The sequence below is a fragment of the Petrimonas mucosa genome (genome assembly GCF_900095795.1).
Taxonomy (GTDB): Bacteria; Bacteroidota; Bacteroidia; order Bacteroidales; family Dysgonomonadaceae; genus Petrimonas; species Petrimonas mucosa.
In genome coordinates this window covers 2392405-2412470 of sequence record NZ_LT608328.1, presented here as the reverse complement: position 1 = coordinate 2412470, position 20066 = coordinate 2392405, and the positions used below count along the sequence as shown (strand labels likewise).

18 protein-coding genes are annotated in these 20066 nt (G+C 47.2%); 7 read left to right on the top strand and 11 right to left on the bottom strand.

Features of this window, described 5'->3' with window-relative positions:
• Window positions 1–11: 11 nt before the first annotated feature.
• The 7 genes from ING2E5A_RS09715 to ING2E5A_RS09685 form a co-directional block, all read right to left on the bottom strand.
• Window positions 12–728: a DsbA family oxidoreductase gene (locus ING2E5A_RS09715; protein ID WP_071138308.1), complete on the bottom strand. Its 717-nt coding sequence runs from the start codon at window positions 726–728 to the stop codon at window positions 12–14.
• 155 nt (window positions 729–883) lie between these two features.
• On the bottom strand, window positions 884–3418 hold the full coding sequence (locus tag ING2E5A_RS09710; protein WP_071137236.1) for an ATP-dependent Clp protease ATP-binding subunit: 2535 nt from the start codon (window positions 3416–3418) through the stop codon (window positions 884–886).
• A gap of 207 nt (window positions 3419–3625) precedes the next feature.
• On the bottom strand, window positions 3626–5080 hold the full coding sequence (locus ING2E5A_RS09705; protein ID WP_231960473.1) for a catalase: 1455 nt from the start codon (window positions 5078–5080) through the stop codon (window positions 3626–3628).
• A 139-nt stretch (window positions 5081–5219) separates the two neighbouring features.
• Window positions 5220–5687, bottom strand: a complete 468-nt coding sequence (locus tag ING2E5A_RS09700) for a Dps family protein (RefSeq protein WP_071137234.1) — start codon at window positions 5685–5687, stop codon at window positions 5220–5222.
• A 31-nt stretch (window positions 5688–5718) separates the two neighbouring features.
• Window positions 5719–6144, bottom strand: a complete 426-nt coding sequence (locus ING2E5A_RS09695) for a Fur family transcriptional regulator (RefSeq protein ID WP_071137233.1) — start codon at window positions 6142–6144, stop codon at window positions 5719–5721.
• 99 nt (window positions 6145–6243) lie between these two features.
• Window positions 6244–7368, bottom strand: a complete 1125-nt coding sequence (locus ING2E5A_RS09690; RefSeq protein ID WP_071137232.1) for an AI-2E family transporter — start codon at window positions 7366–7368, stop codon at window positions 6244–6246.
• Window positions 7369–7395: 27 nt separating this feature from the next.
• Window positions 7396–7629: a putative signal transducing protein gene (locus tag ING2E5A_RS09685; RefSeq protein ID WP_071137231.1), complete on the bottom strand. Its 234-nt coding sequence runs from the start codon at window positions 7627–7629 to the stop codon at window positions 7396–7398.
• Between the two features lie 107 nt (window positions 7630–7736).
• Here ING2E5A_RS09685 and ING2E5A_RS09680 point away from each other — a divergent pair, with 107 nt between their 5' ends.
• Window positions 7737–8495: an SDR family NAD(P)-dependent oxidoreductase gene (locus tag ING2E5A_RS09680; protein ID WP_071137230.1), complete on the top strand. Its 759-nt coding sequence runs from the start codon at window positions 7737–7739 to the stop codon at window positions 8493–8495.
• A gap of 4 nt (window positions 8496–8499) precedes the next feature.
• On the opposite strand, the gene ING2E5A_RS09675 is transcribed toward ING2E5A_RS09680, so the two are convergent.
• Genes ING2E5A_RS09675 through ING2E5A_RS09660 form a run of 4 tightly spaced genes read right to left on the bottom strand, consistent with a single transcriptional unit; the run spans window position 8500 to window position 11718 of the window.
• Window positions 8500–9018: a DUF192 domain-containing protein gene (locus ING2E5A_RS09675; RefSeq protein WP_071137229.1), complete on the bottom strand. Its 519-nt coding sequence runs from the start codon at window positions 9016–9018 to the stop codon at window positions 8500–8502.
• Window positions 9015–9863: an ABC transporter ATP-binding protein gene (locus ING2E5A_RS09670; protein ID WP_071137228.1), complete on the bottom strand. Its 849-nt coding sequence runs from the start codon at window positions 9861–9863 to the stop codon at window positions 9015–9017. Before ING2E5A_RS09670 ends, ING2E5A_RS09675 begins: the two co-directional genes overlap by 4 nt.
• A complete protein-coding gene (locus ING2E5A_RS09665; protein WP_071137227.1) occupies window positions 9860–10876 on the bottom strand; it encodes a FecCD family ABC transporter permease in 1017 nt (338 codons plus the stop codon). The genes ING2E5A_RS09670 and ING2E5A_RS09665 overlap by 4 nt, the downstream gene beginning before the upstream one ends.
• Before the next feature lie 11 nt (window positions 10877–10887).
• The gene (locus ING2E5A_RS09660; RefSeq protein WP_161941987.1) at window positions 10888–11718 is read right to left on the bottom strand and encodes an ABC transporter substrate-binding protein; all 831 of its coding nucleotides are present in this window, start codon (window positions 11716–11718) and stop codon (window positions 10888–10890) included.
• A 218-nt stretch (window positions 11719–11936) separates the two neighbouring features.
• Between ING2E5A_RS09660 and ING2E5A_RS09655 the strand changes: the two genes are divergently transcribed.
• From ING2E5A_RS09655 to ING2E5A_RS09635, 6 genes are all read left to right on the top strand, one after another.
• Window positions 11937–12209, top strand: a complete 273-nt coding sequence (locus tag ING2E5A_RS09655; protein WP_071137225.1) for a co-chaperone GroES — start codon at window positions 11937–11939, stop codon at window positions 12207–12209.
• Between the two features lie 81 nt (window positions 12210–12290).
• Window positions 12291–13916, top strand: a complete 1626-nt coding sequence (groL, locus tag ING2E5A_RS09650) for a chaperonin GroEL (protein ID WP_071137224.1) — start codon at window positions 12291–12293, stop codon at window positions 13914–13916.
• Window positions 13917–15047: 1131 nt separating this feature from the next.
• Window positions 15048–15485, top strand: coding sequence for a hypothetical protein (locus ING2E5A_RS09645; RefSeq protein ID WP_071137223.1), 438 nt, complete (start codon window positions 15048–15050; stop codon window positions 15483–15485).
• 301 nt (window positions 15486–15786) lie between these two features.
• Window positions 15787–16761 carry a transposase gene (locus ING2E5A_RS09640; protein ID WP_317039803.1) on the top strand — a complete coding sequence of 325 codons (975 nt, stop codon included), beginning with the start codon at window positions 15787–15789 and terminating at the stop codon, window positions 16759–16761.
• Window positions 16762–16919: 158 nt separating this feature from the next.
• Window positions 16920–17069, top strand: a complete 150-nt coding sequence (locus ING2E5A_RS15350) for a hypothetical protein (RefSeq protein ID WP_154670072.1) — start codon at window positions 16920–16922, stop codon at window positions 17067–17069.
• Between the two features lie 14 nt (window positions 17070–17083).
• Window positions 17084–20065 (top strand): SusC/RagA family TonB-linked outer membrane protein, encoded by a 2982-nt coding sequence (locus tag ING2E5A_RS09635; protein ID WP_231960368.1) that lies wholly within the window; start codon window positions 17084–17086, stop codon window positions 20063–20065.
• Window position 20066: the final 1 nt, after the last annotated feature.

The following is a 20066-nucleotide window of genomic DNA, read 5'->3' as shown; positions in this document are numbered from 1 at the left end:
GCCCCTTTGCGTTAAATCTCACACACCCCGTCAGCATTACATGACTTTCCTCTCCTTACCCTGGGGGAATCGGGCGAAGGATCTGCTTTTTTCCAATCTGCATATGCCTGGTTGAGTGTATCCAAGAACACCTCCACCGGCTCCGATCCGATAATGGCCTGTTTACGGTCGAACAGGAATGTGGGGACCGTGTCGATACCTAACAGCTGTGCCTCTCTGATATCCTCTTTCACTTCGGCAACAAGATCGTCGCCGGCGAAGAGCTGATCAATTCCGTCGGGATCAAGTCCAGCTTCCATCCCGATCTGTTTCAACAGCGACCTGTCGCTGTAGTCCAGAGCATCCTCGAAATATGCTTTCGATATAAGCATAAGCAGATCAGAGGCCAGCTCTTTTTTTGCTGCGAACTTGACCAGCCGATGGGCATCGAGCGTATTTGCAGCGACGGCGTTTGTCAAGTTGAATTTTACTCCGGCATTTAACGCCAGTTGTTCGATGCCGGCAAACATCTGTTTGATGCTGCTTTCCGGAAAACCGGCTCTTTTCACCAGATAGTCTACTACGGGATAACCCCCTCCGTTGCCGGGTAAATCGGGATTTAGCTGAAATGATTTGATGACCAGTTCAACTTCATCGGCGTGTGCAAATTGCTGCATGGCTTTTTCGTAGTGAATCTTCCCGATGTAGCAATAGGGGCACATGATATCTGTCCAGACCTCTACTTTCATCTGTAATATTGAATAGTTGCATTTATAACCATCATCCTGGTCTTTTGTTCGCTTTTGCATGGTGAGTCAAGCAAACCATTGAGATGGATGAAAAAAACGGGGAGCCGGAAGTGGTTTCTTTCGGCACCCCGATGAATGATCTGACCTGCCGAAAATCAATTCGCAACAGGGTCTGCAATTCTTATCTCGATTTTCTGTTGTTCCTTGTTGAAATCGACCACTACGGTTGCACCCTCCTTGATCCCAGTCCGAAGCATCATTTCTGCCATTTCGTCTTCCACGTACTTCTGGATGGCACGTTTGAGCGGCCGGGCTCCGAATTGCACGTCGTATCCCTTCTCTGCAAGGAACTCCTTGGCTTCGGAAGTAAGTTCTACTTTGTAACCCAGTTCGCCGATTCGCTTGAACAATCCATTGAGTTCGAGGTCGATAATCTTGAAAATCGAATCCTTGCCCAATTGGTCAAACATCACGATATCATCCACACGGTTTAGAAATTCAGGAGCAAATGCCTTGTTGAGAGCTTTTTGTATAACACTTCTCGAATATTCTGCATCGGTAACATCGTTATTGGTACTGAAGCCGATTCCGCGGCCGAAATCTTTTAGCTGCCGTGTCCCGATGTTGGATGTCATGATCAGGATGGTATTCTTGAAATCGATTTTGCGTCCCAGACTGTCGGTAACATGTCCTTCGTCCAGAATCTGAAGCAGGATATTGAAGACGTCGGGATGTGCCTTCTCGATCTCGTCGAGCAGTACAACGGAGTAGGGGCGGCGACGTACCTTTTCGGTCAACTGTCCCCCCTCTTCGTAACCCACATATCCGGGAGGCGCTCCTACCAGACGGGAAACGTTGAACTTCTCCATGTATTCGCTCATGTCGATACGGATGAGATTCTCGTGCGAGTCGAACAGTAGCTCCGCCAATTTCTTGGCCAGGTGCGTCTTTCCTACGCCGGTGGGCCCGAGAAACATAAATGTGCCGATTGGCTTGTTGGGATCCTTCAATCCCACACGGTTACGCTGAATAGCCTTTACGATCTTGTCCACCGCTTCATCCTGGCCGATGACTTGAGCCTTCAACTCGTTTCTCATCTCCAGGAGACGTTGCCCCTCAGCCTGGGCAATCCGTTGCACAGGAACACCGGAAATCATGGCAACCACTTCGGCTATCTTCTCCTCATCTACGATCTCCGGTTTTTCCTTGATCTCTTTCTGCCAGCGTTGTTCTTCGGCCTCCAATGCCAGCAAAAGCTGACGCTGCTTGTCACGATAGCTGGCTGCCAATTCATATTTCTGGGCTTTTACCGCGTCATTCTTCATCTGTTCCACCACCTTCAGCTCCTCCTCAAGCTCTTCAATAACCTTGGGGATGGAGATGTTGGAAATGTGGACACGTGCACCAGATTCATCCAGGGCATCGATGGCCTTGTCAGGGAAGGTGCGATCCGATACGTACCTTTCGGTCAGCTTTACGCATGCCTCCAATGCCTCGTCGGTATAACGCACGTTGTGGTGCTCTTCGTACCGTTCCTTGATATTCTTCAAGATCTGCAGGGTCTCCTCGGGGGTGGTCGGATCAACGATCACTTTCTGGAAACGACGTTCCAGTGCACCATCCTTTTCAATGTTCTTGCGGTATTCATCGAGCGTGGTTGCCCCGATACACTGGATTTCTCCTCTTGCCAACGCCGGCTTCAGCATGTTTGCCGCGTCGAGCGATCCAGCTGCACCTCCTGCACCGACGATGGTATGGATCTCATCGATAAAGAGGATGATGTTCGGGTTTTTCGAAAGTTCATTCAGGATTGCCTTGATCCTCTCCTCGAACTGGCCACGATACTTGGTTCCGGCCACTATGGAGGCCATGTCAAGAGCGATCACACGCTTATCGAACATGGCCCGGGATACTTTTTTCTGCACGATGCGAAGTGCCAATCCATCCACAATAGCAGATTTCCCCACACCGGGATCACCGATAAGGACCGGATTGTTTTTCTTTCTACGACTCAGTATCTGGGCAAGCCGTTCAATCTCCTTCTCCCTCCCTACTACCGGGTCGAGGCGGTTCTCCATTGCGGCACGGGTAATATCCGTCCCGAAATTGTCGAGCACCGGCGTGTCAGATGCCGGATTTTTCGCCTGCGACTGGCCTCCGGGGTTGAAAGCCGATTTTCCGGGCTGTTCATCCTCATCATCGTCGGTGAAGTTGGGACCCATATGGGGCAGGTCGGTGCTGTTTTCGGCACGTGCGTCGAGAATGCTTTTTACATAAAGGAAAGCACTGGAGTAATCCAGATGAAACTGTTGCAGGATTTCATAGATCGGGGTGTTTTTCTCCTTCAGCAATGCCAGCAGGATATGCTCCGAGTCGGTCTCGCTGCTTTTGGTGAGCCTTGCTTCCAGGATGCTCATTTTTAGTGCTTTCTCAGTGCTTTTGTTGATGACAAGCTCCCGGGTTCCGTCGAAGGGTTCCTGAATCTGGCGGAAACGTTCATCAATATAATTTTTCAAGCTCGTTATATCTACGTCAAAATCCTGAAGCACCTGGATGGCCATCCCCTCTCCATCGCGGAGAATGGCAAGCATCAGATGTTCCGGACCGATATAGTTGTTCTGAAGCCGTTCGGCCTCTTCACGGCTGTATGCCATGATGTCCCTGACTCGTTGGGAAAAATTGTTGTCCATCTATTAACTTCCTTACCTTCTAAAAGTAGTTTACAAATATAGGTCTTTATTTGGAATAATAACAAAAACAGTGCCAACAAAGTTAGTGAATAATTTGGGTCGTACTGCTCTTGTTGCCCTGGAATGGATTTAACCCCAAACCGGAAGGAACAAAAAAAGGTTTTCAAAAAGAAAACCTTTTTTTTAATTGGCAGATAGCCTGTTATACTATGAAATGCCAGCCTTTTCGTACGAAATGCCACAGGCGTCGGCAATACCGCGACCGTAGTTTGGATCGGCTTTGTAACAATTTCCGATATGTCGGATTTTGATATGCTCTTCCACACCCTCCATGTTACGGGCTGTATTCTCAAACAGTCGCTGCTGTTCTTCCGGAGTCATCAGCCTGAACAGTTTTCCTGGCTGCTCATAGTAGTTGTCGTCATCCTCACGGAAGTTCCACCGTTTGATGTCGCCGCTCACCTTCTGTAGAGGTTCATCATGCTGCATCTGTTCACGCCACACGTTGTAGCTGTTCGGTTCGTAGTGCAAGGTGGCACCGTGGTTTCCGTCCACACGCATCTGTCCGTCGCGATGAAAAGCATTGTAAGTGTGCATGGCACCCTTTGGCATGTTCACCGGAATCTGATGGTGGTTTACACCCAGCCGGTAACGTTGTGCATCGCCGTAGGAGAAGAGTCGTCCCTGCAGCATCTTGTCGGGCGAGAAGCCAATGCCGGGAACAACATTTGCCGGGTTAAAGGCGGCCTGTTCCACATCTTGAAAATAGTTGTCGGGATTACGGTTCAGTTCGAACTCGCCGACCGGAATCAATGGAAAATCTTTCTTGTACCAAACTTTTGTGAGATCGAACGGGTTGTACGGCATCTTTTCGGCCTGTTCCTCGGTCATGATCTGTACATACATCTTCCATTTCGGGAAGTTGCCGTTTCCAATGGCTTCGAAAAGATCCCGCTGATGACTCTCCCTGTCTTTCCCAATAAGTTCGGCTGCCTCCTGATCGGTAAGGTTCTCGATACCCTGCTGTGTAACAAAGTGGAACTTGACCCAGAATCGCTGGTTCTCTGCATTGATGAAACTGAACGTATGACTGCCGAAACCGTGCATATGCCTGTAGGATTTGGGTATCCCCCTGTCGCTCATGGTAATTGTTACCTGATGCAACGCCTCCGGAAGACTGCTCCAGAAATCCCAGTTGTTATTGGGGCTACGAAGGTTGGTATATGGGTCACGTTTTACCGCATGGTTCAGATCGGGAAATTTCAACGGATCGCGGAAAAAGAAGACAGGCGTGTTGTTTCCAACCAGGTCCCAATTGCCCTCTTCGGTGTAGAACTTCATGGCGAATCCACGGATATCCCTTTCCGCATCTGCTGCTCCTCGTTCACCGGCAACAGTTGAAAAACGCACAAACATCTCGGTTTTTTTACCGATCTCGGAGAAAATTTTTGCCTTGGTATAGGCCGTAATATCGTGCGTAACGGTAAAGGTGCCGAAAGCACCCGATCCCTTGGCGTGCATGCGTCTTTCAGGGATAACTTCGCGATCGAAATGGGCCAGTTTCTCCAAAAACCAGACGTCTTGAAGCATCATCGGTCCGCGGGGACCGGCAGTCATGGAGTCCTGATTGTTTCCTACGGGGGCTCCAGCTACCGTTGTCATCGGTTTCTGGTTCTCCCTGTCTTTCTTTTTCTTTAATTCTTCTGCATTCATAGTGTTTAAAGTGTTTGCTGGTTATAAACTAAATGGGTCTGATATTGAAAAAATCCCCGGGGATCAATATCCCCCGGGGGAGTAAAGGTTATGCCAGGAAGGAGGTGAGCATCCATACCTCTTTTTCTTGCCCGCTGATATAGTCGCTTATAAGTGCTACTGTGGCTTCATCCTCTACTTCCGATGCTGCTGCCAGCAATTCCCTTTCGGAGGCGATCAGGTATTTGTAGGTGTCGAGGATGTTCTTGATGGCCGTTTCGCCGTCAGATACCACTCCGGTCTCTTTTATCTTGGACTTTTTCAAATATTCCGTGAAGGTGTGGGCCGGTGTTTCACCAAGCATCAGCAACCTTTCGGCAACTTCGTCCACTTTCTCTGCAACGTCATCGTACATCTCTTCGAATTTGGCGTGAAGGGTATAAAAATCCTTCCCTTTGATGTTCCAGTGGAATCCGCGCAAGTTGGTGTAATACACTTGAAGGTCAGCCAATAATTGCTGTAACCCTTTAGTAACGTTCTGAACGTTTTTCAAACCTGTAATCTCTGTTGTTTTCATCGTTCTAATGTTTTATTGGTTGGTAAATTAATCATTTATTGATGGATTTTCCGTTTATATGGAGCGTGATGGAGTTGATCTTATAGCCTTCGATCCCATTCTTTTCGAAATAGGTTTTCAGCATCTCGTCCAGCTCTTCATTGATGTAATCCCGGATCTCGCCATTGCTCTCGTTATAAAGGTGGTGGTGATGTTCCAGAATTCCGTCATAGCGCATAATATCTTCATCAGTCAGTACCTTCCTGATTACCCCGTGTCCGACAAAGGTGTCGAGTGTCTTGTATACCGTCCCGACCGCGATACTGGGATGTTTTTGATGAATGAAATCGATAATCTGTTCTGCCGTGGGATGGTTCTGGAGCGAATAAATTGCCTCCAGTACCACAATACGTTGCGGCGTCACCTTCAGATTTTTTGCCTTGATGAGTTCCTGTATATCTTTACAATCTACATTCATTCCAATCCTAATTGAGAACTATTCCTATTTAGAACAAATTCTCAGGCGAAAAAGTTCATGCAAAAAATACTTTTTTTGCTGATGACGCGCAAAAAAAACTTAATTTTGGGGTATGTCGGGATTCTCCATTTTTTTCGGTTTCCGGAGGGGGGACAGATTGATCTTCCTGGACTTCATCCTGGTTGTAACACGCGGCTGTGCTGTTGAGCCAGGAATGTACTCGTGGCGGTACATATTGAAAAAAAGGACAAACAGTGAGAGTAATAACGGTCCAAAGATAACGCCCCAGAAACCGAACATCGGGATCCCGATCAAAACGCCGAAAATGGTGATCAGCGGATGGATATCGGCCAGCACCTTTTGCAGTAGGAAACGGGCGATATTGTCCACGCCACCAATGACCACAAACCCATATGCAGCCATTCCGACTCCTCCTCCGACATCACCCATCAGGAGCAGGCTCAGGGCAATCGGAACCCAGACAATGGCTGTTCCCAGTATCGGGATAATGGACGCGAATCCGGTAAGAATGGCATACAACATGGCATTTTCCACTCCGAAGAAGATATAGCCGATGTAGGCAAACACCCCCTGGGTAATTGCCAGTAAAGGAATGCCTATTGCATTTGCCTGAATGATCATCTTGGTCTCTTCACCCAATATTTGCTTGTTCTCCTCCTTGAAGGGCAGGATCTCCTTGACCATAATCTCGAAACTTTCATAATTGTAGAGCATGTAAAAGAGGATGAAAAGGGCAAAAAGGGAGTTGATCATCAATGAGTAGATGCTTGCTCCAAGTGATTGCAGGATGTTTCCTCCCAATTTAGGCAGGGAAGAGAGGTTCTCAGGGGTAAAGAGTTCGAAATCGAGCCGCTCCTCCACCATCTTCACGAAGTTGTTTACACTGTCGATAATTGCCTTCGGATCAATGGATATCCCCGAAACGGTATCGACCACCAGGAAGGCTATTCCGGTGAGGGGAACCAGAAAGAGCAGCAGTGCTACCGTCGTCAGCAGTGCGGCGGCGATCCCCTTCTTTATCTTTCTTTTCTCCACCAGATAAGTCATCTGCCCTTTCAACAATACGTAGAGCGTGGCTGCTCCCAGGAAACCGCTCAGATAGAGACGCAACTCTTTGAAAAGAATAAGTCCGAGCAGAATCAGTAACCCGATCAGGATATACTTGTACTCTTTGTTCTTGTAGGGAAGATGATTTTGATTCATACCAATCAGAGCGATAAAAAATTCAACTTAAAAGACAAAATCTTCCGGTTCAGCGTAACCTCCTTCGATCAGGGCATCACGTGCAATCTCATAATCCGATGCCCTTACCTGCATTTCAATATCTCCGATACTGTATGCCAGCCGGCTGGCAGTCAAGTTTTTCATAAACACCTCAATCCCTCTCATCTCCATGAACGTTTGAACGATGGATACATCGGCGGGAAACGTAAAAGTTTTAACGGTAATAAACTCTTCTTCCATAAGGCAGGTCTTTGTTTAGTAGATTTCAAAAATAGTCTATTTTTTGATGATATGAACCAAAAACTCCATTTTTTGATGTAATTTTGGTTTAAATTAATTTATACGCTATGAAGAGAAGGATTGCATTGATAACCGGAGCCACTTCGGGTATAGGCGAAGCCACTGCCCGAAGATTGGCGGAAAATAATTTTGATGTTATTATCACCGGACGCAGGAACGGGCGCCTGCTGGAAGCAAAGGCGAATCTTGAAAAATCGGGAGGACGGGTCCTGCCTCTCTGTTTCGATATCCGTATCGAGCCGGAAGTGAAAGCGGCAGTTGAAAGCTTGCCGGATGACTGGAGGGCGATAGATGTGCTGATAAACAATGCCGGGCTGGCAGCAGGGCTCAACCCGTTGCAGGAGGGTGATATCGATGACTGGAACCGGATGATCGACACCAATGTCAAAGGACTGCTCTATATTACCCGGTATATCTCTCCCCTGATGGTGATGCGTGGCGAAGGACATATTGTCAATGTAGGGTCAATTTCCGGAAAAGAGGTCTACCCGAACGGAACAGTCTATTGTGCCACTAAACATGCGGTGGATGCGTTGACAAAAGGGATGCGGATGGATATGCTCAAACACAATATCAAGGTAACCCAGATCTGTCCCGGTGCGGTTGAAACGGAATTCTCGATCGTCCGTTTCCGTGGTGATAAGGAGCGTGCCGCAGCGGTATATGAGGGGTATGAGAATCTCGTGGCCGACGATATTGCCGACTGTATCCACTTTGTAGTTTCACGCCCTGCACATGTAGCCATAAGCGATCTGGTGGTGATGCCGACGGCACAGGCTTCGGCTACCCTGTTCAATAAAAAGTGAACAGCTATCTGCCCTCTAGTTCGAAACTGATTTTATCCCCGACACCAATCCGATGCTTCAGACAATATCCCCCATTCACCTCTACCACGTAGAGTGCAGGGTGGGTGGATGCATAGTTCCACTCTGTCAGCGGAGTCGTGTTCGGGTGGATGGTGACAATCTCATGCTGAGCATTGATGAAGAGCATATCCAGCGGAATATAGGTGTTTTTCATCCAGAATCCCTGGATCTCCTCTTCATCAAATATAAACAACATCCCTGCATCTGCCGGAAGAGATTTCCGGTACATTAATCCGCGGGCGCGCCGCTGGTTATTGTCGGCAACCTCAATATCGATCACCGAGAGGGTGTCACCGTTTTCTGACGACAGGAATGAGAGGGTCCCCTCTTTCTTGAATGCAATTTCAAAAGCACCACCTCCATCCGTTGTCTCCTTGTTACCCGTTTTTGTCGCTAGAAATAGGGCGATACCTAGTATGGCAGCCACTGCACACCAGACAATAAGCGATTTTCCTGATCTCATAAGCTTGTTTTTTTATCTTGATTTCCGATCTGATCGGTCAATTTCTTCAACCCGTTTAATATTCGTTCCGAAACCGGAAAGATAGCCGGTTTCCCCGAAACCGGATTTTTACCTACAACCACTACCGTGTCGTAGACCCTCTCGATCTGCTCGTAGGTAAGAACAGATTCGGGGTCTCCCTGCCATTCTATTCTGCCGTTTTTCATCATGACGAGATAGTCGCAATACTCGGCTGCCAGTGTTAAATCGTGCACAATCATGATCACCGACAGCTTCAGTTCGTCGTTGAGTTTCTGAATCAGGTTCATGAATTTTACCTGATGAGTGATATCCAGGTGTGATGTGGGCTCATCCAGCAGCAGGAGCGATGGAACCTGGCAAAGTGCTGAGGCAATGCTTGCCATCTGCTGTTCCCCGCCGCTCAGTTCCGCCATCGATTTATCGCGGAGGCGGTATATGCCGGTCAACTGCATGTAGTGATGCGCAATCTCGATATCTTCAGCCTTGTCGAAAAATTGAAACGGTTTACGGTATGGCATCCTGCCCATCAGTACATACTCCTCTACCGAGATATGGGTTCGTTCCGTAAATTGGGAGACAACGGCTATCTCCCGTGCTTTTTCCCTAAGTGTCAGCGACGACAGCTCCTTCCCCTTGAACAGAAAGGAACCGGCACTTACGGGAAGATCGCCGGAAATACCCCTGAACAGTGTGGTTTTCCCCGATCCGTTGGGCCCGATGATTCCGGTAAAGGAGCCTTTGGACAATGAGAAACTGATGCCGGATATCTGAAAACCGTCCCGGTATCCACAGGCGAAGTTGTTCAACGTGAGCAGCTCTTTCATCCTTGAAGTAATTTGGACCGTTTCTGTGAACGGCTGAGCAACACAATAAATACCACTCCTCCCGCAATCCCGGTAATCACGCCGATCGGCAATTCGTTTGGCGCAATAATGATCCTTGCAATAATATCACACAATATCAGAAAAAGACTTCCACTCAGGAAGGAGGAGATCAGCACGGTCCGGTAATCCGAACCTACAAAGAGCCGGACCATATGGGGAATAACCAGCCCTACAAATCCAATGACCCCCGCAACGGCAATACATGCACCGGTGAGCAGGGAGGTTATGATAAACAGGATACGGATGGTAGCGTTGGCATTGATTCCCAGATGGCGGGCTTTCTCCTCTCCCAGACGCAGGGCATTGAGTGGTGTTACAAAAAGGTAGGTGACCAACAGGCAGATGATGGACAATGTGACCATCGCTCCTATCATCACTCCATTCGATCCGTTAAGCGAACCCATGGTCCAGAACACGATGCCGTGAAGGTTTTCCGCCCCGGTAACCGACATCAGAAGCATGATGAACGAGGAGGAGATAAAACTGATCATCACGCCGATGAGCAGCATCCTGTTCACGTTAAGTGAGCCACCCTTCAGACTTAATGTATATACCAGAAAAAGAGTAGAAAACGCGCCAATAAATCCGGCAAGCGGTAAAAAGAGGAGATTGTGCAGATTCAACCCTGCCACAATGGCAAAGGTGACTCCCAACGATGCTCCCCCCGATATGCCCAAGGTGTATGGCTCTACCAGCGGATTGCGGTAAATTCCCTGCAGGATGGCGCCCGCGAGACTCAGACTTCCACCTATGGCAAACCCGAGCAGTGTACGTGGTATGCGAATGTAAAACAATACGTCATGCTCTGTGCTCCCCCTGTCGGCAATGATTTGTGGCAACTTCCCAAGCGGGATGGAGATCTCGCCGATGCTCAACGATAAAAATATGGTGGCGACCAGTGTTGCTGCAAGTAGCAGCAAATAGAGCACCTGAATTTTCTTTTTCTGATACATGTGACACCCCTTTAACTCTTATTGTGTTGTCCGTTGACAATTTTTCCCAGGATCTCCAAGGTTTTGACAAATGTGACAGGTGTGGGTTGACACGCCAGCTCGGAATCGATGATGAATATTTGTCCCTTTCTCGATGCTGTCAACCTGGAATACCTGCTCCAGTTCTTTTTTTCCTCGACGGCGGCAACACCCATGGTAGCGATGAATATGTAGTCGGGATTGCGGGCAATCACAAATTCACGGCTTACCGTACCCCGTTTCAGTGTTTTTGCAATGTTGTCCGCTCCCAGCAATCTGATATAATCATCCATGAATGTGTCGGTAAGTACCGAGAAGATTGGATCTGTTCCAATTTGGAAAAAGATGAGCGGCCTCTTTTCCCACTGGATGCCGGAAGCAATGGTCTCTACTCTTCGTTCACTCTCCCGGACAATCTGTCTCGCCTTTTCGCCTTCTCCTATCAGGTTGCCGAGATGGATGAACTGGCTACAGATCTCCTTGAATGATTTTGGCGACTGAAATAGTTCCACACGAATCCCGGCTTTCCTCAACGTTTCAATCTCCCGGGGATCGGTAAGTCCCAAAACCAGTACCAGATCGGCTTTCATGGCGATGATCTTTTCGAGATTGGCTTTCACGGCCGAAGCCACCACCTCCTTATTGTCATTCTTGGCAGCCAGGCAAAAGCTGGTGCATCCTATCAGCCGCTCCTGTGCGTCCAGGTAATAGAGCGACTGCGTAAGCGACGGGGCAAGCGATACGATTCGCTGATATCGTGCTTGGGCTATGGATGTGGCAGCATAGAAAATCAGGAGAAGCACAAAATATACTCTTTTACTCATGTCTGTCATTGTTACTCATAAAAGGTCGGTTCAGTTACCGCTACAAAGGTACAAAATATCGGTGATTTTACACGCTGAAAATTTGTCAGTCCGATGCGTCATTTTCCGGGAAAAGGGGCACTCTGATTTTTTTGGCACAGAATTCGCATAGGGAGTTGTGTCTGATGACAACCATATATTAGAACTAACATCATAATTTTTAAAAATTTTTAATCGATATGAACGTTAAACCATTAGCAGACAGAGTGCTGGTAAAACCGGCAGCTGCAGAAGAGAAAACAGTAGGTGGAATTATTATTCCCGACACAGCCAAGGAAAAACCGTTGAAAGGTGAAGTCATTGCGACAGGAAGTGGCACTAAAGACGAAGAGATGGTCGTAAAAGCCGGCGACAATGTTCTGTATGGCAAATATGCCGGTACGGAGATTGAACTTGACGGTGAAAAGTACTTGATCATGCGTCAATCAGACATCCTGGCAATCCTTTCTTAAGAACAATACAGACTAACCGACCCGGCAATCCCGCATGGGTCTGGCGTCTGAAATCTAAAACATCTAAAAAACGATATACATATGGCTAAAGAAATCAAATTCGAACTGGACGCACGCGACTTGCTCAAGAAAGGCGTGGATTCATTGGCAGATGCAGTTAAAGTAACTTTAGGGCCCAAAGGCCGTAACGTGATACTTGAAAAGAAGTATGGTGCACCGCACATTACCAAGGATGGTGTTACGGTTGCAAAAGAGATAGAACTTGAAGATGCTTACCAGAACATGGGTGCCCAGCTGGTAAAAGAGGTGGCTTCCAAAACTAACGATGACGCCGGTGACGGTACGACGACCGCTACGGTCCTGGCACAATCCATCATTGGTGTTGGCTTGAAGAATGTTACCGCAGGTGCCAACCCTATGGACCTCAAGCGCGGAATCGATAAGGCCGTTGCCAAAGTGGTGGAAAGCCTGAAAAAACAGGCTGTTGAAGTAGGTGATGACCTCAAAAAGATCGAGAATGTAGCCAAAATTTCTGCCAACGGTGATGAAACGATCGGCAAGCTGATTGCGGAAGCCATGCAGAAGGTAAGCAAAGAGGGTGTAATCACGGTTGAAGAGTCCAAAGGTACCGATACATACGTAGATGTAGTTGAAGGTATGCAGTTCGACCGCGGATATATTTCTCCCTACTTTGTGACTGACACTGAAAATATGGAGGTTCAGTTTGAAAATCCGCTGATCCTCATCCACGACAAGAAGATCTCTACTATCAAGGATCTCCTTCCCATTCTCGAAAAGGGTATCCAGACTGGAAAACCGATGTTGATCATTGCAGAGGATATCGACTCGGAAGCATTGACCACTCTGGTGGTAAACCGTCTGCGTGGTTCGTTGAAGATCGCTGCTGTAAAAGCTCCCGGCTTCGGAGACCGTCGCAAAGAGATGCTCGAGGATATTGCCATTTTGACAGGTGGCACTGTGATTTCGGAAGAGAAGGGTCTCACACTCGAACACGCTACGCTCGATATGCTAGGTGGTGCCGAAAAGGTCTCCATCGACAAGGATACGACCACTATCGTTAACGGTAATGGCGACAAGGATGCTATCGCCAACAGAATCGGTCAGATCCGCATGCAGATTGAGAAAACCACTTCGGATTACGACCGCGAAAAATTGCAGGAACGTCTGGCCAAGCTGGCCGGTGGTGTTGCTGTTCTCTACGTGGGTGCTCCTTCGGAAGTGGAAATGAAAGAGAAGAAAGACCGTGTAAACGACGCTCTTTCTGCAACACGTGCAGCTGTTGAAGAGGGAACCGTTCCTGGTGGTGGTGTAGCCTATATCCGTGCCATCGAGGTATTGGAAGGCTTCAAAGGAGATAATGAAGATGAGACCACAGGTATTGAGATCGTTAAACGCGCCATCGAGGAGCCGTTGCGTCAGATTGTCGCCAACGCCGGAAAAGAGGGTGCCGTTGTGGTTCAGAAAGTACGCGAAGGCAAAGGTGATTTCGGTTACAATGCCCGTGCAGACAGGTATGAAAATCTCTATGAGACCGGCGTAATCGATCCCACCAAGGTGGCTCGTGTTGCTCTGGAAAATGCTGCCTCTATCGCTGGCATGTTCCTGACTACCGAGTGCGTGATTGCCGACAAGAAAGAGGAGAATCCTGCACCGCAGATGCCCATGGGCGGCGGAGGAATGATGTAACATATGATGCATCATTGAGAATGCAGCGAGAAATTTGATAAAAGAGGCTGTCTCATAATACAAAATGGGATGGCCTCTTTCCTTTTTCCTCTCTCCCCTCCTAAAAAACCGCTATATAAAGGGTCCATGACACTCTACGACAAAAGAAGAAAAACATTTTATGTAAAACGGTCATAAAAGGGGTGCATCATCTCCATCAAGCTGCGAGCCGCAATCTCATTGTTCTTATCGCATGCTTGCGCCGGAGCAAATGGATGGTCCGAACCGGAAACTCCAAACTTGTGGATAAAACATCTGGTTGTGCTAAAAAGTGTAACAACCAGTAGACAATGAAAATTCCAATATATAATGTGGAGACCATAATTCAGAAGATTACAGGTATAGTTTAGATTTATTCTATTTTATATGACTGGAGATGAAAGTTAATTGATTTATTTAGAGTATTGAACACACTTATTAGGGCTCTTTTTTACAAAAGCGATATTTCTGCCTTTGTCTATTTCAAAAATTATTGCTTTATTTGCAGTTGATAACACAATAAAAGTTAAACATAAGGGATGATGCTGGCCTCAAGTAGGTCAATTACTGAAGGTTGGTTTATGTCTTGAGGATTCACGCACTGGCGAGAAAGGTTATAATGAGTTAACTTGTAAATCAAGCAACATCTCTTATGTCGGTGTATGGTGGATTAAAAACCAGTGTCGGAATCAGGGATAATACTTTCCGACAGATTGCCTTGAAAAATATGTTTTGTTAATGAAGTATAATCTCATGGTCTATAGACTCACAACACTTTACCTCAACTCAGCCAAGCATGTTGTCCTGATACTTCCCTCAGGAAGAACCTGGATACCGGTACCGGCTGGTTAATCGGGGCTGAATCCATTTCATCTTACGATTTCGGCAATGTAGTGTTCTCCCGACATCGCCTTCGGCTCGTCGGGAGAACGGACGGAGGGTTACATCCTGCATTCTACTCCTCGCCTAACGGCGACATCGTAGAACACAGGATTTGCGAGATTACAAGGGATAGTGGATATCCCCCCCCCCGCAACCTCGCAAATCCTCCGTCCGTTATGTGAAATAGTGGCATGTTATTAGGATTTGTTTTGAGAGGATGAAGGGAAAAACATGAATGATGATCTTCCTGAGTTTTGGAGTTTTAACAGATCTAGAGATGAATCTTTAATAAGAACAGAGGATCTTCAATGGCGTGGTCCATTTTCTTGGATAGGATTTGGGCAAAACAATAAACTTCAGCCAACACCAAATGTATCTGGAGTTTATTTATTTACTTTTGAATATAGAGATGGATACATCTTGCGTTCTGTGGGAATTACAAACTCGATGAAAAGGCGGTTTTCTCAACATACTCGCGAATATTTGGAAGGAAATTATACTATTCTTGATGTTGAATATGCAAAAGTTGGCATACGGAAGGAAATATGGCATGGTTGGGGATATGCAAAGAGACATCGGGATGAATTTTTAAAGCATAAGAACTATCAATACTTCGGTAAATATTCAATTAACCAATTAAAATTCAATGATTTACATAACATAGTTTAACATAAAAAAGATGGTTAAGTATCTGATTATCAGTATCTTTATAGCTAATCAAAACCTAATAAAGATGGATAGAACCAGCATACTTAACCAATATAAAGGTATCTGTAGTGATGTTCTTGGTGAACTAACTACGAAGTTAAACAAAAGTTTCAAATCATTCCTTATGGAGACGCTTATTTTGTATCTGGTCATTCCCGGCAGGATTAATTTCCTACAATTGGGGAGATATGGCAAGTCGTGTGAACAGTGATTTCGCCAGAACTTCTCGAAGGATTTTGATTGGCTGGAGTTTAACTTGTCTTTGTCTGATAGGGTATTAACCGGAGATCGCAAGGCAATTGCCATTGATCCCAGTTATATAACCAAATCAGGAAAGAATACCCCTTGGATTGGTTACTTCTGGTCGGGTGCAGCCGGTCAGGCGAAAAGAGGATTGGAAATCCTGGGAGTGGGCCTTATAGACGTCGACAACAAGGATTGCATCAATCTACAGGCCGTTCAGACTCCGGACCGTCAAACCCTGGAGAGTCGTGATGCCAACCTGATTGACTGGTACCTTTTGGTCCTTAAATCGATGCGGGAGAAACTCCATCGGGCAAGCCGTCACGTGGTTGCCGATGCCTACTTCGCAAAGAACAACTTCGTTACGGGTCTGCAAGAGATGAAGTTTGATCTGGTCAGCCGCTTCAGGGATGACGCCGCACTTTATTATCCAACACTGCAGAAACCGACAGGCAAGAAAGGCAGGCCTAAACTCTACGACGGAAAGATTGACATGGCCAACCTGGATACAACCAGAGTGCAAAAGATCAATATTGATAACGGTGATCTCTACACCTTGATAGCCTATTCCAAATCACTTAAACAGATGGTCAGGCTTGTCATCTGGTATTCCAAGGATGGGAAAAATCTCAAACTGTTCTTCTCTACCAATCCTGAGATGAGTGGAAAAGATGTTATAGAATTTTACCGCACCCGTTTTCAGATCGAGTTTTGCTTCAGGGATGCCAAAGGCTTCACAGGACTGATGCAATCGCAGGCAAGGGACGTAGCAAAGCTATCGTTCAACTTTAATGCATCTCTTACCTCGGTCAACCTGGCAAAGGTGCTGGCAAGGGAAAGAGGTATTCCTTTTTCGATGGCATCATGTAAAACGATGATACACAACGCCTACCTGCTTGAACGATTTATTTGCGTGTCCGGTATTAAACCGAACAGAAGATTAAATGATAAACTTGTCAAGGAACTCATTGAGTTTGCAGCAAGTGCTGCTTGACTCCAAACTATATTTTTAACGAACTATTGGTAAAAAGGAGGACCGCCTATGAAAACATAAACTTTGTCACGGATTGCAGCGCCGTAGCGGAAAACTCTTTTGACCGCACGACAACCAGGTACTCATTATATAAATAAATCTAATAACAATGTAAAAGTATGAAGAATAAATCTATCGACCAGAAAGTAGGTCTATTACCTACTGTTATGAGATTGACACTCTTGCTGCTGTTTGTGGTCACTTTTCAACTGCACGCCATTGGGGAGGGATCCGGTTACTATTTACCTGAAGAGAATCACACCAGATAGCTGCAGCAGAGACCTTGCAGCAGCAGAAAAAGAGCATCACCGGAACGGTGGTGGATGCTACAGGGATGCCCATTATCGGGGCAAACATCGTCGAAGTTGGAACTACCAACGGAACTGTTACCGACGTAGATGGCAAATTCTCGCTGAGCGTAAGTCCCAATGCAACCATCCATATCTCCTATATCGGATATCTGGATCAAAACATTGATGTTGCAGGACAATCTGCATTCAATATTACCCTGGCTGAAGATAGCAGGACTTTGGATGAACTTGTTGTAGTGGGTTATGGTTTCGCCCGTAAGGGAGATCTCACGGGGTCCGTCTCCAGCATAAAAGGCGCCGACCTGATCAACCGTTCAACCCAATTGTTGTCCAACGCCTTGCAGGGCCAGGTGGCCGGTGTACAGGTCACCCGCAACAACGGCGGTCCCGGATCATCTGCAACTGTCCGTGTACGAGGAGTAACCACACTCTCCAATAATGATCCTCTGGTCATTGTGGATGGTGTTCCATCATCATTGAATGATGTAGTGGCATCAGACGTGGAGACCATGACCGTATTGAAAGATGCGGCATCGGCAGCCATTTACGGTTCACGCGCCGCAGCAGGTGTTATCCTTATAACGACCAAGCGGGCAAAGGAGGGGCAGTTCTCCTTCGACTATAACTACGAGTATGCCATCGACCGGCCCACAGCAAGACCCACCAACGGTGATGTCATCGACTGGATGAATGTACAGAATGAGGTGAAGTGGAATGACGGAGCTTCCAATCCCTATTCCCAATATTCGGAGGAGACCATCGCAACCTGGCTGGAGAACCATGCCAAGGATCCCTACCGCTATCCAAACACCAACTGGGTGGACCTGTTGCTGAAGAAGAGCTCATCTCACGAGCAGCATATGTTGAGCATTACAGGGGGAACAGACAAGCTCCGCACAAAGTCCACCTTTAACTACCAGAAAGGTGACGGTTATTATGAGAACAGGTCATATGAACGGATTGCAGGCCGTATCAACAACGACTATCTGATATCGGAATGGATCCGCGCGAACATAGATCTCGACTTCTCGAAGTCCAATTCGATCAATCCGGCAGAGGTGAATCCCATGTACTGGGCCTATCTGGCTGCACCATACTACGCCCCTTTCCTGGAGGATGGAAGATATGCCGACTCAAAAGATGGAGCCAACGGGTTGGCAGGTCTGCAAAAAGGAGGAATAAACAAGACCAACTATTACAAATTCGGAGGTAAGGCACAGATCGACATCATTCCATTTAAGGGGTTGACACTCAGTGCTATCTATTCTCCACGGTTTGCCTTTACCAGAGGCAAGAAATTTTCAAAAGCGGTTCCCGTCTACTATCCAAACGGAAGTATGACCTACATGCAGTCACACCGAACAACCTACCTGCAGGAGACTCGAAACGACAATAACAGCCAGACCTATCAGTTCTATGGTAACTACCAGAATATCTGGGGTGATCACTCTATCAATGCGATGGTCGGTTACGAAGGTTATCTCTACCGATGGGAAAACCTGGGAGCATCACGCACCAACTACCTGCTCGACTCCTATCCCTATCTCAACATCGGACCTGAAGATTACCAATACAACAGCGGCGGTGCCGGACATAATGCGTACGAATCGGTATTCAGCCGCCTGATGTACTCATACAAGAGTAAATACATGATCCAGGGCAATGTGCGGTCTGACGGCTCCTCCCGTTTTTCGAAGGAGAATCGCTGGGGTACATTCTACTCCATGTCTGTCGGTTGGGTGATGTCGGAAGAGTCATGGTTCAGAAAAAGCCTGATCGACTACATGAAGCTGCGCGGATCCATCGGTCAACTCGGCAACGAGCGGATCGGTTCTGAATTTCCCTATCAGGCAGCCATCACCTTTGGCAACAGCAATATGTACGACAAGTCCTCCCAGACGGTAACCGCCTTGCAGAATGCAGCCCAGGTATACTATGCGTTCAAGGATATCACCTGGGAAACCACAACCACCTATGGCGTAGGACTAGATCTGGCTATGCTGAGAAACCGGTTGCGTTTCACCGGGGACTGGTACTACAAAATGACCGAAGACATGCTCCTGACCCTTGGCTTCCCCTCCTACGCCGGATTCTCCGCTCCGCAACAGAATGCCGGGGACATGTACACCAAAGGTTGGGATGTTGAACTTGGTTGGTCTGACACTGTCGGAGATTTATGGTACAACGTTTCCGCCAACCTTTCCGATTATCGCTCCATCATGGGTTATCTGGGAGATCGCAGAACCATCAGTGGTAACTATATCACCGAGAAGGGATCCTATTATAACGAGTGGTACATGTACAAGACCGACGGTCTCTTCATTACCGACGCCGATCTTTTTGATGAAAGCGGCAAGAAATATCCCACTCTTACTCCGAACGACAAGGCCGGCAACATCAAATATGTCGATGTCAGTGGAGATGGAGTAATCAATGCCGATGACAAGGTGCGTCTAGGCAATTCAATGCCTGAACTGCTCTATGGCGGTAATGTTTCGCTTGGGTGGAAGAGTTTCGACTTCGGGCTTTCTTTCCAAGGCATCGGCCATCAAAGAGTGCTGTTCAACTCGGCATGGATACAGCCCCTCAAGGAGCAGTGGGGTGCCGTTCCCTCCCTGCTGTTGGGCAATTACTGGAGTCAACACAACACGGAGGAGCAGAACCGGGCAGCCAAGTATCCCCGACTGACCTATACCAACACTACCAATACCTATACGGGATCAGATTACTGGCTCTTTAACGGTGCATACTTCAGGGTGAAGAATATTACATTCGGCTATACACTTCCCAAGGAGCTGCTGAGCAATGTAAAAATCAAGGAGACGCGGATATACTTAAACATCAATGATTTGCCTGCTATTAGCAACTTCCCCGAAGGGTGGGATCCTGAAGTTGGCACTTCATCGGAGTTTATTTCAACATCGTACGTGTTGGGAATTAATGTCAAATTCTAAA